At 39.5% G+C, this 17007-nt stretch carries 16 protein-coding genes; 15 read left to right on the top strand and 1 reads right to left on the bottom strand.

The genetic code is table 11. The features are described 5' to 3' along the window. The first annotated feature begins 301 nt into the window (after positions 1-301). The 5 genes from SLH51_RS21245 (at position 302) to SLH51_RS21225 (ending at position 4052) form a co-directional block, all read left to right on the top strand. Positions 302-760 (top strand): NUDIX hydrolase, encoded by a 459-nt coding sequence (locus SLH51_RS21245; protein WP_335963527.1) that lies wholly within the window; start codon positions 302-304, stop codon positions 758-760. 23 nt (positions 761-783) lie between these two features. Then, a complete protein-coding gene (gene rapZ / locus SLH51_RS21240) occupies positions 784-1680 on the top strand; it encodes an RNase adapter RapZ (protein ID WP_390183784.1) in 897 nt (298 codons plus the stop codon). Beyond that, positions 1677-2618 carry a gluconeogenesis factor YvcK family protein gene (locus SLH51_RS21235; RefSeq protein WP_335963525.1) on the top strand — a complete coding sequence of 314 codons (942 nt, stop codon included), beginning with the start codon at positions 1677-1679 and terminating at the stop codon, positions 2616-2618. Before rapZ ends, SLH51_RS21235 begins: the two co-directional genes overlap by 4 nt. 195 nt (positions 2619-2813) lie before the next feature. Then, the gene (gene whiA / locus SLH51_RS21230; RefSeq protein WP_335963524.1) at positions 2814-3764 is read left to right on the top strand and encodes a DNA-binding protein WhiA; all 951 of its coding nucleotides are present in this window, start codon (positions 2814-2816) and stop codon (positions 3762-3764) included. Positions 3765-3797: 33 nt separating this feature from the next. Beyond that, positions 3798-4052, top strand: coding sequence for an HPr family phosphocarrier protein (locus tag SLH51_RS21225; protein WP_335963523.1), 255 nt, complete (start codon positions 3798-3800; stop codon positions 4050-4052). Positions 4053-4223: 171 nt separating this feature from the next. On the opposite strand, the gene clpP is transcribed toward SLH51_RS21225, so the two are convergent. Beyond that, complete coding sequence (clpP, locus tag SLH51_RS21220) at positions 4224-4808, bottom strand: ATP-dependent Clp endopeptidase proteolytic subunit ClpP (RefSeq protein WP_335963522.1); 585 nt, start codon at positions 4806-4808, stop codon at positions 4224-4226. 376 nt (positions 4809-5184) lie between these two features. Between clpP and rpoN the strand changes: the two genes are divergently transcribed. The 10 genes from rpoN (at position 5185) to SLH51_RS21170 (ending at position 16944) form a co-directional block, all read left to right on the top strand. Next, positions 5185-6495, top strand: a complete 1311-nt coding sequence (rpoN, locus tag SLH51_RS21215; RefSeq protein WP_335963520.1) for an RNA polymerase factor sigma-54 — start codon at positions 5185-5187, stop codon at positions 6493-6495. A 93-nt stretch (positions 6496-6588) separates the two neighbouring features. Beyond that, positions 6589-6840 (top strand): glutaredoxin family protein, encoded by a 252-nt coding sequence (locus SLH51_RS21210; RefSeq protein ID WP_335963518.1) that lies wholly within the window; start codon positions 6589-6591, stop codon positions 6838-6840. Between the two features lie 133 nt (positions 6841-6973). After that, on the top strand, positions 6974-7993 hold the full coding sequence (locus SLH51_RS21205; RefSeq protein ID WP_335963517.1) for a sugar-binding transcriptional regulator: 1020 nt from the start codon (positions 6974-6976) through the stop codon (positions 7991-7993). Positions 7994-8056: 63 nt separating this feature from the next. After that, positions 8057-9064 (top strand): type I glyceraldehyde-3-phosphate dehydrogenase, encoded by a 1008-nt coding sequence (gene gap, locus SLH51_RS21200; RefSeq protein ID WP_335963515.1) that lies wholly within the window; start codon positions 8057-8059, stop codon positions 9062-9064. Positions 9065-9157: 93 nt separating this feature from the next. Then, positions 9158-10342 (top strand): phosphoglycerate kinase, encoded by a 1185-nt coding sequence (locus tag SLH51_RS21195; RefSeq protein ID WP_335963514.1) that lies wholly within the window; start codon positions 9158-9160, stop codon positions 10340-10342. A 42-nt stretch (positions 10343-10384) separates the two neighbouring features. Next, positions 10385-11140, top strand: a complete 756-nt coding sequence (tpiA, locus tag SLH51_RS21190; RefSeq protein WP_335963513.1) for a triose-phosphate isomerase — start codon at positions 10385-10387, stop codon at positions 11138-11140. Then, positions 11137-12672, top strand: coding sequence for a 2,3-bisphosphoglycerate-independent phosphoglycerate mutase (gene gpmI, locus SLH51_RS21185; RefSeq protein WP_335963512.1), 1536 nt, complete (start codon positions 11137-11139; stop codon positions 12670-12672). Before tpiA ends, gpmI begins: the two co-directional genes overlap by 4 nt. A gap of 131 nt (positions 12673-12803) precedes the next feature. After that, positions 12804-14093: a phosphopyruvate hydratase gene (eno, locus tag SLH51_RS21180; RefSeq protein WP_335963511.1), complete on the top strand. Its 1290-nt coding sequence runs from the start codon at positions 12804-12806 to the stop codon at positions 14091-14093. A gap of 295 nt (positions 14094-14388) precedes the next feature. After that, a complete protein-coding gene (locus tag SLH51_RS21175) occupies positions 14389-15075 on the top strand; it encodes a cyclase family protein (protein WP_335963510.1) in 687 nt (228 codons plus the stop codon). A gap of 513 nt (positions 15076-15588) precedes the next feature. Continuing rightward, positions 15589-16944, top strand: coding sequence for an FAD-binding oxidoreductase (locus SLH51_RS21170; protein ID WP_335963509.1), 1356 nt, complete (start codon positions 15589-15591; stop codon positions 16942-16944). The last annotated feature ends 63 nt before the right edge of the window (positions 16945-17007 follow it).

The raw sequence follows: 17007 nt of genomic DNA, 5'->3' as shown, positions 1-17007 counted from the left end.
TTCCAAAAGGCTGAAAAGAAGGCATCGGCTCCGCTCATCGCTTCGATTCAATACAAAAAGGTAAAATCATCCTTTTTGTATTGAATCGTTAATGCTTCTGTAACACGGTTGAAATATAAAAAGGGTAAGATGTAATTAAGTAATTGACCCCCTTTTTTATATAATTTGCACGGACACTTTGTCCGTGCCCTTTTTTTTATTCCGTCTTTTTCCTCTGTTCAAAAAAAGTTCCCTGATTCTAGCAATTGTTAGACCTTTCAATTAATTGTATAATAAAGTTATTGAACGTGAGGTGAGGCGGTTGCAACGGATTACGAATTGTGTCTTAACACAAGGCGATAAAGTATTATTATTACAAAAACCAAGTCGAGGCTGGTGGGTTGCACCAGGCGGGAAGATGGAACTTGGTGAAACGATAAAAGAATCAGCAGAACGTGAATTTCGTGAAGAAACAGGTTTGCAGGTCGAAAATGTAACCTTGCGTGCAGTATTCACAATCGTGATTGTAGAAAATGACCAGCCGGTTAACGAATGGATGATGTTCACATTCCAGGCAACTAGCTACAAAGGGCAGATATTTGAACAATCACCAGAAGGCAAATTGGCTTGGAAGAACAAAAGCGAAGTCGTAACGTTACCTATGGCAGCTGGAGACAGACACATGTTTTCACATGTATTATCTCAACAAGGCGTTATGCATGGAACGTGCTATTATACACCAGACTTTGATTTAGTCTCTTATCGATTAACAACAGAGTAAATAAAGGGGTGAAGAGGTTGACGATCGAGCAGGAACAAATTCAAATTGTGATTATTACGGGAATGTCTGGAGCAGGAAAGACAGTTGCTGTACAAAGCTTCGAGGACTTAGGTTATTTTTGCGTCGATAACCTACCTCCAGCCCTCATTCCTAAGTTTATCGAGCTAATTGAAGGCTCGAATGGAAAAATGAATAAAGTGGCACTTGTGATCGATTTGCGTGGTCGAAAGTTTTTTGATCATCTTTTCGAAGCAATCGATATGATTAGTCTTTCGCCACACCTTCACTTTAAATTGCAAATTCTCTTTTTGGATGCAAAGGATGCAAAATTGGTTCAGCGTTATAAAGAAACAAGACGATCACATCCACTTGCTCCAAATGGGTTGCCACTAGAAGGAATTCGATTAGAGCGTGAAATGCTAGAAGAAATGAAGGGCAGATCCCAACAAATTATTGATACGACAGAGATGAAACCGATTCAGTTACGAGAGAAAATCATTCAAAGATTTTCACTAAACGAGCGTCATCCCTTCTCCGTGAATGTCATGTCGTTTGGCTTTAAATACGGGATGCCAATTGATGCGGACCTTGTATTTGATGTTCGTTTTCTTCCTAACCCGCACTATATTGATCATATGAGACCAAAAACGGGTCTTGAAAAAGAAGTGTCCTCTTATGTGTTGAAGTGGACAGAGACGCAGCAATTTATAGAAAAATTAACGGATCTGCTCAAGTTTATGCTTCCGCAATACAAGCGTGAAGGAAAGAGTCAGGTAGTGATTGGGATTGGGTGTACTGGCGGGAAGCACCGTTCTGTTACATTGGCAGAATACTTTGCTGAAGCTTTCGCGAATGAATATATTGTTCATGTAAGCCATCGAGATATTGATAAAGATAAAAGGAAGGAACCATCGAAGTGAACAAAAAAAATGTTGTAGTGATCGGAGGAGGAACCGGCTTATCAGTGTTGCTACGAGGGTTAAAAACGTTCCCAGTAGAAATATCTGCTATTGTAACAGTTGCCGATGATGGCGGTAGTTCCGGTCGCCTGCGAAAAGAACTAAACATTCCTCCTCCTGGAGATGTAAGAAACGTATTAATTGCATTAGCGGAAGTGGAACCACTTGTTGAGGAGCTATTTCAACATCGCTTTTCAAATGGAAATGGGTTATCGGGTCATTCTCTAGGCAATCTTTTATTAGCAGGAATGACGTCTATTACTGGTGATTTTTCACGAGGGATTGTAGAATTAAGTAAAGTATTAAATGTAAGAGGAAATGTTTATCCAGCTGCGAATCGAAGCATTGTTCTTCATGCCGAAATGGAAGATGGGACTGTTGTCACAGGTGAGTCATTAATTCCACTTGAGAAAAAGCGAATTAAGCGAGTGTTTTTAACACCAGGGGATGTCACACCTTTACAATCGAGTATAAGAGCGATAGAAGAAGCTGATATCATTGTGTTAGGGCCTGGAAGCCTGTATACTAGCGTTCTCCCGAATTTACTTGTGCCAGGAGTTGTGAAAGCGATAGAACAGGCAAAAGCTCGTAAAGTATATATATGTAATGTGATGACGCAAAGTGGTGAGACGGATCAATATTCTGCAGCCGATCATCTTCAAGCGATTATTGACCACTGTGGTACCGAACTAGTAGATGAAGTAATCGTACATGGTTCAAAGGTTTCCGCTGAGGTTCAGTTGCGTTATGCTGAAGAAGGGGCTGTTCCAGTTGTAATTGATGAAGAGCGCTTACAATCTTTAGGGGTTTCGATTATTCGTGATCATTTTGTGACAGAATTAGGAAGTATGCTGAGGCATGATGCAACGAAGGTGTCAAAAGCAATTTTACGTGTGTGATTGGATATAGGATTGAAGACGGAATGTGTGGCTCCGATCTATACCCAGTTTACATGTCAGCTTAACCGTATATTGATAAATGGATACTGAACGTGTAGGGAATTGCTTTAGATCAAAAGTTTTTTCTTGTTTTCATATTTATGGTTTGTGCAAACATAAGGCAGATAAGCTACGCGGCTGAAAGGAGTGAGGACCTTGTCTTTTGCAGCCAAAACAAAGAAAGAACTGACACAACTAGAACAAGACGACTGCTGTGCGACAGCAGAGTTAGCTGCACTTATTCGAATGAATGGTTCTCTTTCGTTCAGTCAAATGAAACTTGGATTAGATGTTACGACAGAGAATGCAGCGATTGCAAGAAGAATTTATACACTTATTAAAAGAGTGTATCCTTCAATGTTTGTCGAGCTTCTTGTTCGAAAAAAGATGAGATTAAAAAAGAACAATGTGTATCTTGTTCGTATGCAGCACGAGGCAAAAGAATTATTGGAGCTTTTAGGAATTTTAGGCGAAGGCTTTGTCTTTCATCGTACGATTTCAAAGGAACTTACGAAAGAAACCTGCTGCAAGCGAGCTTATTTACGAGGTGCGTTTTTAGCAGGAGGATCCATTAACCATCCAGAGACTTCATCATATCACTTAGAAATTTTCTCGATTTATGAGGAACATAATGATTCATTATGTGAATTGATGAACGAGTATCAATTAAATGCAAAAACATTGGAACGTAAAAAGGGCTTCATCACGTATATGAAAGAGAGCGAGAAAATTATCGAGTTTTTAAATATTATCGGTGCTCATCAAGCGTTGCTTTATTTTGAAGATGTTCGAATCATGAAAGATATGCGAAATTCTGTTAATCGTCTAGTCAACTGTGAAACCGCAAATTTAAATAAAACGGTTGGGGCAGCACTTAGACAAGTGGAGAATATTCGATATGTCGATCGGACAATGGGTCTCGATCAACTTCCTCCTAAATTAAGAGAAATTGCTGAATTGCGTGTGTTGCACCAGGATGTCACTCTTAAAGAATTAGGAGAAATGGTTGATGGAGGAACAGTGAGCAAATCCGGTGTGAATCATCGCTTACGCAAAATCGACCAAATTGCAGACAAACTCAGAAATGGTCAAGCATTTGAAACATGAAAAAAAATGAAAAAGCTTGAGGAGGAGATTCATATGGTAAAAAAGGAAGTAACAGTGAAACGAAAAGCAGGGTTACAAGCAAGGCCAGCTGCACTATTTGTGCAAGAAGCAAGTCGGTTTTCATCAGAGGTGTTCATTGAGAAAAATGATAAAAAAGTAAATGCAAAAAGCATTATGGGGTTAATGAGCTTAGCGTTAGGCCGTGGCACAACTTTTACCCTTGTCACAGATGGAAACGACGAAACTGAGGCACTTGAAACGTTAAGCGCTTTTATTGAAACTGAATAATGAACGAAAAGACGCCGATTCCTTTTATAAGTGAACGGTGTTTTTTTTGTATCAAATTGTTAAATACTGCAGACAAGCAAAAAAAGCCACCGCCTGAACCTGACCTTCGTTTGTGAGAGTGGTAAACCACATTTCTCAAAAAAAAGGCAGTCTGGCAGTGGCCAAGTCTTTCTATTTCGATGCTGGAATAACTTTGTCGATTAAACCATACTCTTGTGCTTTTGCAGCAATCATGAAGTTGTCACGGTCCGTATCGCGTTCGATAACTTCCATTGGTTGACCTGTACGTTCTGCTAAAATTTTGTTTAAGCTTTCACGCATTTCAATAATGCGTTTTGCGTGAATTTGGATATCAGATGCTTGACCTTGTGTTCCACCAAGTGGTTGGTGAATCATCACTTCACTGTTGGGAAGGGCAAAACGCTTGCCTTTTTCACCAGCAGCAAGTAAGAATGCACCCATTGAGGCAGCCATACCAATACAAATCGTTGATACCTTTGGCTTTATGTACTGCATTGTGTCATAGATTGCCATACCCGCTGTGATCGATCCACCTGGGCTGTTAATATAGATTGAAATGTCTTTTTCTGGATCTTCTGCTTGTAAGAAAAGCAATTGAGCTACGATCGAGTTGGCAACATTATCATCAATCGCACTTCCTAACATGATAATACGATCTTTTAACAAACGAGAGTAAATGTCATATGCACGCTCGCCTCGGTTTGTTTGTTCAATAACTGTAGGAATTAAGTTCATGTAAAATCCTCCTTTTGTTTTAGTGAACCCAAATGTGTTCAAATAAGTGAGCTATGTACATCATACCTAAATGGTCAAAGAAGGTCAAATGAAAACACTTCTTTGCTTGAAGAAGGTGTTCAACAATTGTAAAAAAGTAAAATAGCCTCCTACTACATACTATTCCATATGAAGTTATTTAAACCCTCCTTTCATAATATCCGTTTTTAAATAATCTAAACGATATTTTAAGAATGATTAAACATAGTTTTCAAGAATTGAATGAATTATAATAAGATAAGGAATGAAATAAACTAGTATTGGCATAAGCATTAGAAAGCGTTTTCGTTAAAGTGATAACTCTTTATAATGAAAAAATGAAGGGAGGGGAACACAGGTGCAATTTGGTCTTTATCAACAGCAGACAACAGGGTTGGTTATGACGCAAGAATTACGTCAAGCGATCCACTTGTTGCAGTTTTCAGCACTCGAGCTTTCAACCTATATTCAGGAACAAGCACTTGAGAACCCACTACTAGATGTGAAGGAACCGACTGGATTAGCTGAACAAACGTATTCTACTTATTCAAAAGCTTCCACAGATCAGCCCTCACCAATTGATTATGCCCATATCGATAGAATGAGTTTAAGTGAGTATTTGCTACAACAAATTCAAGAATTAAATCTAACAAATAAAAGAAAAAAAGAAATTGAATATTTAGTTTTCAGCTTGCGAGAAGACGGGTATGTATCGAGGCCAATTCAAGAGATTTGTGATGAGTTACACATTTCACTAGCAGAAGGAGAAACGATATTACACACCTTGCAGAGCTTCGATCCTGCCGGTGTTGGTGCACGAAATTTACAAGAGTGTTTATTGCTGCAATTGCAGAGACTCGATACTCCTCACATAATAGCCGAGCAGGTGATTTCATATTACATGGAAGAATTTGCATCTCGAAAGTGGAAAGAGATCTCGAAAAAGCTTGGTATTACGGTTGCAGATGTGCAAGAGGTGAATGACGTTATTCAAACATTAGACCCTAGACCAGGAAGTCAATTTGTAGCAGATCCAGTTCAATATGTCAGACCCGAAATCAGAATCGTTCCATATGAAGGAGATTTGCTTGTGCATGTAGAGGATGATTTGATCCCAAGTGTAGGCCTGAACCATCATTATGAACAATTGCTACAGAATGAGCAGGATCATGAAGCAACTCATTACGCGAAACAAAAAGTACAACAAGTGCAATGGCTGATGAAAAGTATTCAGCAAAGACAGCAGACTATTGTCAAAGTAGGAGAAGCAATTGCGAAACATCAAAGGGATTATTTTTTAAATAAAAAGGGAATTTTAAAGCCACTTACATTAAAGGAAATAGCAGATGAGATTGGTGTCCATGAATCAACCGTAAGCCGAGCCACTACGAGTAAATTTGCTGACACACCAAGGGGAATCATTGAATTAAAGTCGTTGTTTTCATCATCGGTTCAAAATGGATTCGGTGAATTGGCATCTAGTCGCCAAATAAAAGATTGGATGAAAGAGTTGATTGCTTCTGAAAATAAGCAAAAGCCACTTTCAGATTCAAAGATTGTAAGCTGGATGCAGGCAGAAAAGGATATTATCGTTTCAAGAAGAGCGATTGCCAAGTACCGAGATGAATTAGGAATTCCGGCTTCTTCTAAAAGAAAGCGATTTGTGTAATAAGCTTGTTTAATCTTAATATGAGTTTAATCAAAAAGTCTCCAAAATCGCCCCCTTCTTGAAAAAAATCTATAATATTGAGTGGTGTTGGAAATGTTAGAAGTAGTCGTTATGTCAAAAATTGATTGTCCTTTATGTGATAAAGCGATTAATAAATTAAAGCCTTTGAAAAGTGAGTTTAAATTTACGATGAAAATCACGGATATTTATAAGGATGATGAATTGTTAGAAAAATATCAAATCATGATTCCAGTGATTTTAATCAATGGTGAAGAGGTCGATTTTGGGCAAATTTCAGAAAAAAAAGTAAGAAAGCGTTTACTTGAATTAAATGGGCAAATTTAACTTGTGTAAAGACCTTATCCTTGGTAATATAAATTTGTGGGAAGGATTTGGTCTTTTTTTTTGAAATGATTGGGACGCAAAAAGTCTATGCGGGACATAATGAGTCCAGACTTAGATAAGGGAGTATGGCTTTATGCAACTATTGTTAGATATTCAGAAAAAATTATTACCTGATTTGCTTGATGTTATGGTCAAGCGATATCGGATCCTCCACTACATTAAACTCATGCAACCAATAGGCAGAAGAAGCTTATCAACTAACTTGCAATTGTCTGAACGTGTTCTTAGAGGCGAAGTGACGTTTTTAAAAGAGCAAGGACTTGTCCACTTTGCAACAGCAGGGATGAGTATTACAGAAGAAGGCGAACAACTTTTTCAAAAGTTAGAAGATATGATGAAAGAGTTACTTGGTCTTAGGGAGCTTGAGAGCAAGTTGGAAATAGAACTCGGTGTGAAGCAAGTCATAGTCGTTGCTGGAAATAGTGATGAAGACCATTGGGTTAAACGAGAGATGGGGCGCGCTTGTATTAGCGAATTGAAGCAAATTATTAAGCCGAAAGATGTTGTCGCTGTAATGGGTGGTACAACACTGGCTGCTGTTGCGGAAATGATGAAACCTGATGCGAAAACACGGGAAGTAGTATTTGTCCCGGCGCGTGGAGGATTAGGAGAGCAAGTAGAAAATCAGGCGAATACAATTAGTGCAGAACTGGCAAGTCGAGCTGGTGCACAGTATCGCTTGTTACATGTGCCAGATCAAATAAGCGAAGAAGCTTATTCATCTCTTGTATTAGAACCATCAGTTAAGGATATCCTAAAGCTGATTCAATCCGCTTGTACTGTAATTCATGGGATTGGTGATGCGAGAACGATGGCACTTCGGCGCGATTCGGTAAATTCGTTTGTCGACAAGCTTAACCGGGAAGAGGCTGTAGCAGAGGCATTTGGCTATTACTTTAATCGTCATGGAGAACCGATTCATAAACAACGAACGATAGGGTTACAACTCGATGATCTTGGAGAACATAAATATGTTATCTCCGTTGCAGGAGGTTCTTCAAAGGCAGAAGCCATTGCCGCTTATATGAAGTATCAACCAAGTGATGTATTGATTACTGATGAAGCTGCTGCCGAATCTTTATTAAAATTATAGTAGATAAAAGAGCAATGCTCTTTTAGATAAATCTAAGTTAAAGTAATTAGGAGGAGATTGAACATGGCAACAAAAATTGGTATTAATGGTTTTGGACGTATTGGACGTAACGTATTTCGCGCGGCATTAAACAATCCTGCGGTAGAGGTAGTTGCAATCAACGATTTAACTGATGCTAACATGCTAGCTCACCTACTTAAATATGATACGGTACACGGCAACTTAGATGCTGAAGTATCAGTAAATGGCAACTCTCTAGTTGTTAACGGACAAGAAATCAACATTTCTGCTGAGCGTGATCCGTCTAAACTTGAATGGTCTAACCGCGGTGTAGAAGTTGTTGTTGAATCAACTGGTTTCTTCACTAAGCGTGAAGATGCTGCAAAACATATCGAAGCTGGTGCGAAGAAAGTAATCATCTCTGCTCCTGCATCAGATGAAGATATCACAATCGTAATGGGTGTTAACGAAGATAAGTACGATGCTGGTAGCCACCATGTAATCTCTAATGCTTCTTGTACGACAAACTGTCTTGCACCTTTTGCAAAAGTTCTTAACGATAAATTCGGAATCAAGCGTGGTATGATGACAACTGTTCACTCGTACACAAATGACCAACAAATCCTTGATCTTCCACACAAGGACTACCGTCGTGCGCGTGCAGCTGCAGAAAACATCATCCCTACATCTACAGGTGCTGCAAAAGCGGTTGCTCTTGTACTTCCGGAACTTAAAGGTAAGTTAAACGGTGGAGCTATGCGTGTTCCAACTCCTAACGTTTCTTTAGTTGACTTAGTTGCTGAGTTAAACCAAGATGTTACAGCTGAAGATGTAAACAATGCACTTAAAGAAGCTGCTGAAGGTCCATTAAAAGGAATCCTTAACTACAGCGAAGAGCCATTAGTGTCTAGTGACTACAACGGTAACCCACATTCTTCATCAATCGATGCTCTTTCAACAATGGTTATGGAAGGCAGCATGGTAAAAGTAATTTCTTGGTACGATAACGAGTCTGGTTATTCTCACCGTGTTGTAGATCTTGTTGATTACATCGCTAAACAAGGACTATAATAAGTAACAGTTGATAGAGGAGGAAAATGGTAGCATTCTCCTCCTCTTTCCGCTGTAAAAAATATGTACTCACCATTTACAGGAGGTCTAGCAATGAATAAACAAACGATCCGTGATCTTGACCTTAAAGGAAAGAAAGTATTTTGTCGTGTCGATTTCAACGTGCCAATGAAGGATGGACAAGTTACAGATGAAACGCGTATCCGTGCTGCTATCCCTACGATTCAAGCATTAGTTGAACAAGGAGCAAAAGTGATTCTTGCTTCACATCTTGGTCGACCAAAAGGCGAAGTTGTAGAAGAGCTACGTTTAACACCAGTTGCTGCTCGCTTGAGTGAACTTCTTGGAAAAGATGTAAAAAAGGTTGATGAGGCTTATGGACCTCAAGCAGAGGAAGCTGCCAATGCACTAGCTGAAGGCGATGTCCTCTTACTTGAAAACGTTCGCTTCTATCCTGGTGAGGAAAAGAATGATGCAGAACTTGCGAAAGCATTTGCTTCGCTAGCAGATGTTTATGTAAATGATGCATTTGGTGCTGCTCACCGTGCACATGCTTCAACTGAAGGGATTGCACACCACTTGCCAGCTGTTGCAGGTCTTTTAATGGAGAAAGAATTAGATGTTCTTGGTAAAGCATTATCAAATCCTGAACGCCCATTTACTGCGATTATTGGTGGAGCAAAAGTTAAAGACAAGATTGGCGTTATTGAAAATCTTTTAGAAAAAGTGGACAACTTGATTATTGGTGGAGGTCTTGCTTACACATTTGTAAAAGCACAAGGCCATGAAATTGGGAAGTCTTTACTTGAAGAAGACAAGATTGAGCTTGCAAACTCGTTTATGGAAAAAGCAAAAGCAAATAACGTCAACTTGTTATTACCAGTTGATGTAATAGTAGCTGATGATTTTTCAAATGATGCGAATATTAAAGTAGTAGATATTGATTCCATTCCATCTGATTGGGAAGCTCTTGATATTGGACCGAAAACGATTGATACATATCGTAAAGTGATTAGTGAATCAAAGCTTGTGATTTGGAATGGACCAATGGGTGTATTCGAATTAGAAGCATTCTCTAAAGGAACTCGCGGTGTCGGAGAAGCTCTTGCAGATAGCCAAGGCACTTACTCTGTCATTGGTGGAGGAGACTCAGCTGCAGCTGTTGAAAAATTTGGTATTGCAGATAAAATGAGCCATATTTCAACAGGTGGCGGTGCGTCACTAGAATTCATGGAAGGCAAAGAGCTTCCAGGTCTTATTGCATTGAACGACAAGTAAGGGGTCAGACCCCGCTTTAATCCATTAAAGAGGTGAGATACTATGCGTAAACCTATTATTGCAGGAAACTGGAAAATGAACAAAACGCTTGGGGAAGCAAAGCAATTTGTTGAAGCGGTAAAAACAAGCGTTCCGGCTAACAGCGAAGTGGATGCCGTTGTTTGCGCGCCGGCTCTATTTTTAGAAAGCTTAGTAAGTGCTACAGAAGGAACTGACCTTAAAATAGGCGCTCAAAATGTACATTTTGAAGAGAACGGTGCATTCACAGGCGAAATCAGCCCTGTTGCATTAGCTGATATGAAAGTAGATTACGTGATTATCGGTCACTCTGAGCGTCGTGAAATGTTTGCTGAAACAGATGAGACAGTAAACAAAAAAGTTCACGCTGCATTCAGTCACAATCTTGTACCAATCATGTGCTGCGGTGAAACAGACGGAGAACGTGAAGCGGGCAAAACGAACGATGTTGTAAAAAGTCAAGTAGAAGCTGGTCTTGCTGGTCTTACAGAAGAGCAAGTGAAAAACACAGTTATCGCGTATGAGCCAATTTGGGCTATCGGAACAGGAAAATCTTCTTCAGCAACGGATGCAAATGAAGTATGTTCTTACATTCGTAAAGTCGTTGCAGAAAGCTTCACTCCAGATGCGGCTGAAGCAGTTCGTATTCAATATGGTGGTAGCGTAAAGCCTGCTAATATTAAAGAATACATGGCACAATCTGACATTGACGGAGCTCTTGTTGGCGGTGCTAGTCTTGAAACAGATTCATTCCTTGCACTTTTGGAGGAAGGTAAATGAGTAAAAAGCCTGTAGCTCTTATCATCCTTGATGGATTTGCGATGAGAGATGAAGTAAAAGGAAATGCTGTAGCTCAGGCGAAAAAGCCGAACTTTGACCGCTACTGGAATCAATATCCGCATGCAACCCTTGAAGCGCAAGGGGAAGCGGTTGGTTTACCTGAAGGTCAAATGGGGAACTCTGAAGTAGGGCATTTGAACATTGGTGCTGGACGCGTTGTCTATCAAAGTTTAACTCGCGTGAATTTATCAATTCGCGAAGGAGATTTCTTTGAAAATGAGACGTTCCATGCTGCAATGGATCATGTAAAAGAAAAAAAGAGTGCCTTGCATGTTTATGGACTTCTTTCTGATGGAGGTATTCATAGTCACATAGAACATCTTTTTGCTTTGCTTGAACTGGCTAAGCGTGAAAACGTTGAAAAAGTATACATTCATGGGTTCTTAGATGGACGTGATGTTGGTCAAACATCAGCTGAGCTGTACATCCGTGGGTTACAAAGCAAATTAGACGATTTAGGTGTTGGGGAAATTGCTTCCTTACACGGTCGTTACTATGCGATGGATCGCGACCGTCGCTGGGATCGTGTTGAGAAGTCTTACCGTGCGATGGTGTATGGAGAAGGACCTGCCTACACAAATCCGATTGATGTTGTGACGGACAGCTATAAAAATGAGATTTTTGATGAGTTCATTATTCCTTCTGTGATGACTAAAGAAGATGGAACACCAGTTGGGACAGTTGGCGATGATGATGCTGTTATCTTCTTTAACTTCCGTCCAGACCGTGCTATTCAAATGTCTCAAGTGTTCACGAACGAAGACTTCCGTGGTTTTGATCGTGGAGATATGCATCCAAGAAATCTTCACTATGTGTGCTTAACACATTTCAGTGAAACAGTTGATGGATTTGTTGCATTCAAGCCGACAAACTTAGATAACACACTCGGAGAAGTGTTATCTCAACAGAATTACAAACAGCTTCGCATTGCGGAAACGGAAAAGTATCCACATGTAACGTTCTTCTTTAGCGGTGGACGTGAAGAGCCGTTCCCAGGTGAGGAGCGAATCTTAATTGATTCACCTAAAGTAGCAACGTATGACTTACAGCCTGAAATGAGTGCCTATGAAGTAACGGACGCGTTACTTGCGGACATCTCAGCTGATAAGCATGATGCGATTATTTTAAACTTTGCCAATCCTGATATGGTTGGACATTCAGGTATGCTCGAGCCGACGATTAAAGCAGTTGAGGTCGTTGATGAGTGTCTTGGAAAAGTAGTCGACGCCATTGTGGCTAAAGGTGGAGCTGCTGTTATTACCGCTGATCACGGGAACGCAGATGAAGTGTTAACACCTGAAGACAAGCCAATGACTGCACATACGACAAACCGAGTGCCCGTTATCGTAACAGAAAATGGAGTCGAGTTACATCAAGACGGAAAACTAGCTGATTTAGCGCCAACCGTATTAGCGTTATTAGGCGGTAAGCAACCAGAAGAGATGACTGGGGTTTCATTAATTAAAAAATAATTTGTTATATAAGCAGGAATGTTTCGATTCTAGTCGAACCATAATACGGTTGGATCTCGGAACTCTAACGGTATGAAATAAACAATTTTAACCGAAAATAAATTGATAAATCATTAAGGAGTGACTTACAAATGACAATGATTACAGATGTTTATGCTCGCGAAGTATTAGATTCTCGTGGTAATCCTACAGTTGAAGTGGAAGTATACCTTGAGTCAGGAGCAATGGGACGTGCGTTAGTACCAAGTGGTGCTTCTACAGGTGAATACGAAGCTGTTGAATTACGTGACGGTGGAGAGCGTTATATGGGCAAAGGGGTTCTTCAAGCAGTTGATAATGTAAATGAAACAATCGCTCCTGAACTAATCGGTTTTGATGCTCTTGATCAACTTGGAATTGACCAATTAATGATCGATTTAGACGGAACAGACAACAAAAGCAAGCTAGGTGCGAATGCGATCCTTGGCGTATCTATGGCTGTAGCACATGCTGCTGCTGACGCTTTAGGTGTTCCTTTATACGTGTACCTTGGTGGATTCAACGCCAAACAACTTCCAGTACCAATGATGAACATTATCAACGGTGGAGAGCACGCTGATAACAACGTAGACATTCAAGAGTTCATGGTAATGCCTGTAGGTGCTGAAAACTTCCACGAAGCTCTACGCATGGGTGCGGAAATTTTCCACAACCTGAAGTCTGTACTTAAAGGAAAAGGTTACAACACAGCTGTAGGTGACGAAGGTGGATTTGCTCCAAATCTTTCTTCAAACGAAGAAGCACTTTCAACGATCATTGAAGCAATCGAAAAAGCTGGTTACAAGCCAGGTGAAGAAGTTATGCTTGCTATGGATGTAGCAGCTTCTGAAATTTACAACAAAGAAGATGGAAAGTACCATTTAGCTGGTGAAGGCAAGAGCCTTACATCTGAAGAAATGGTTAACTTCTACGATGATCTTGTTTCTAAATACCCAATCATCTCAATTGAAGATGGGTTAGACGAAAACGATTGGGAGGGCTTCAAACTTCTAACGGATCGTCTTGGTGGTAAAGTTCAACTTGTTGGTGATGACTTGTTCGTTACAAACACAACAAAGCTTTCTGAAGGTATTGAAAAAGGAATTGGTAACTCAATCCTAATCAAAGTAAACCAAATCGGTACTTTAACAGAAACATTTGAAGCAATTGAAATGGCGAAACGTGCTGGTTACACAGCAGTTATCTCTCACCGTTCTGGTGAAACTGAAGATGCAACAATCGCTGATATCGCTGTTGCAACAAACGCTGGTCAAATCAAAACAGGTGCTCCGTCTCGTACAGATCGTGTTGCGAAATACAACCAACTTCTTCGCATCGAAGACGAGCTTGCGAACGTAGCTACTTACGGCGGACAAGCTGCATTTTATAACTTGAAGAAGTAATGATTAATAAGACGTGCCCAAGAGGGCGCGTCTTTTTTTGTATTGAAATAAGTTTCGTTTTTAATATACAGTAATCATCTCACAACCTGAGCATAAAAGTATGTTAGAAAAGGTAACTTATTTTACCAAAAAAATGTCTTTTTCGATTACTCTTAATCTACAGGTAATGACTTGATCTACATCCATAATGGAACAGATATTCCTATATTGGAATTCACTACTGTATCATGGTGTGGTGTCTATCCGATCAATTTACAGATTACATAAAAAAAGACAAATAAGAGGAGAAACCTATATGGCAGCGACAAAACTTATCGACCTATCACAAGAAATTTTTCAAGGAATGCCCGTACTACCTATCCAACAACAAACGGTTATTTTTCCAAATATTTCTCATGAAATGACAAAAAGAAAATTAGGATTTGAATTTGCCGCAAATAGCTTAATTATAAATGAGCACGGACCTACTCATAGTGATGCTATTTATGAATACGACCCTGATGGACCGACTATCGATGAAATGGATTTAAACTCATTTTATGGACCGGCAATTTGTCTTGACCTTTCTTCTGTATCACCAGATGAGTTTATTACAAAACGTGACTTGAAAGAGGCGTTAAAAAGATCAGAGCAGACAATAGAAGAAGGAGATATTGTCTTGCTTCATACAGGACATTACGAGCGCTACTATGGAACGGACGATTGGTTTAAACGACATACTGGATTGAATTATCTAGCCGCGAAATGGCTTGCTGAAGTTGGGGTTAAAAATATTGGAATAGACGCACCTACTATTGATCACCCTGAAGATAAAAAATATTCTGGTCATCTGGCTTGCCGTGAATATCAAATCACAAATACGGAAAATTTATGTAACCTTGGCCAGATCATAAATAAGCGTTTTTTGTATATTGGTCTACCGTTAAAGATTCGCAATGGCACAGGTTCACCAATTCGTGCGGTTGCATTATTAGTAGAGTAACAAAGGTCCAAGTCTTACATGTAGAGAAATCGATCTTATCTACTTTCGATTTCTTTTTTTTATTGATTTTAGAGATGCTTTAAAGATTTTCCTTGTTGTGCTGACAGCGAAATGGCTTTATAAACCTAAGAAAAGTATTTGTAGAAGTGTGATGAATAACCCCTTACATTTTAGTTACTATGTACGTTAGGTGATCTGTCATATGGAATGGTTGTTATTAAGCCTCCCCCCCGAATTGTCTTATAAGTAAATGCTTTCAAAGTGCGAAGTTGCAATGAATTGCTTTCCCCCCTCCTTGTTGGTTAAACAAGCCAAAATGCCGTTATTTCCATAATTGAAACAGTTATTTTCTCGAAAAAAAAAACGTTAGATAACCTGACTATATCCAACAAAACTCAGAATATTTAAATTACTCTAACCATATATTCGACTTGTATAAAAGCGGAATAAATTATTGTGACATTTGACTAGTGGAGATTGTTTATTTGAGATTGAGAGGAGTTGAAGTGGTAGATGAGTACAAACTTACTGAGGAAACTATTTGAAGCAGTGGGTTCAGAAAATGTTGTTCAGGTAGAGGAGACGGTAACGAAACTTTCAAAAGATTACTACTGGTACTCTCCTGTGTTAGACAAACAATTAGAACATAAACGAGCGGATTATGTCGTTATACCAGACTCGTATGAAACATTAAAAGCTGTATTGCAACTTACAGTTAAAGAAAAAATCCCTGTTACTCCAAGGGGAGCAGGTACTGGCAATTATGGTCAGGCTATCCCAATGACAGGAGGAGTCGTAGTAGATGTAAGCAAACTAAATAAGGTAGTAGAAGTCGGTGAAGGGTTTGTTACTGTACAGGCTGGTATGAGAATAAGAGATTTAGAAAAGAAAATTATGGAAAGCGATCAAGAGTTAACGATTTATCCTTCAACCTTTGTTAAAGCAACCATTGGAGGGTTTGTCGCCGGTGGTTCTGGCGGAATTGGTTCAGTTACATGGGGGAACCTCTGGGATGGAAATGTTCTTTCAGTAAAGGTACTTACTATGAACGAAGAGGTATCAGAACTACTTATAGATGGAGCAGACCTACTGGACTATATTCATAGTTATGGCACAACAGGAATTATTACTGAAGTGACCATTCCTATTAAACCGAAGTCTAATTGGGTTCAAGAGCTGATCAGCTTTTCTTCTTTACAAGATGTCCTCGATTTCACACGTTACATTGCCGAAGATGATCAGTGGAAGAAGCGATTAGTAACAGTGGTTGAAGCACCGATTCCTACTTTTTTCCGTCCATTAAAAAAAGTCATTCAAGAAAAAGACGAGCATTTAGCTCTAATTGAAATTGAGGAATCTGATCTTACAAGACTCAAGGAGGAAGCAAAGAAGTTTCATGGCAGGAGCATTTACACAGCTGAGGCATCTTCCTACCGAAAGGGAATTGGGATTTCAGATTTCACTTGGAATCATACAACGTTGTGGGCTTTAAAAAATGATAAGAACTGGACGTATTTACAAAATTTTTTCTCATTAGATGACGTACATGACCAAATAGGAAAAATTAAAAAACGTTTTGGTGATGAGGTTCTATTTCATATTGAATGGTTACGAGATAAAGGCAAGCTCATCCCAGCAGGGTTGCCGCTTGTTTACTATCAATCGCAAGAACGTTTGTATGAAATCATAGACTACTTTAATGAAATCGGTGCTTCAGTCAATGATCCACATACGTATTTGCTTGGAGCGGGAGGCTGGAATTTGCAGCTTGAATCAATTGCGAAGAAGAAAAAAGAAAATGACCCTTATGAATTGCTTAATCAAGGGAAGCTACCAACTCACTTAGTCAAAGAAACTATCGACCAATAGAGGAAGCAACTAGTCTTTTAACCATTTAAGGAGGACGAATGATGAAAACAGGGAGTGAATGAA

It is taken from the genome of Halalkalibacter kiskunsagensis, from assembly GCF_037027555.1.
In the GTDB taxonomy this organism is placed as follows: Bacteria; Bacillota; Bacilli; order Bacillales; family Bacillaceae_D; genus Halalkalibacter; species Halalkalibacter kiskunsagensis.
This window is presented reverse-complemented; position numbering and strand designations above follow the sequence as displayed.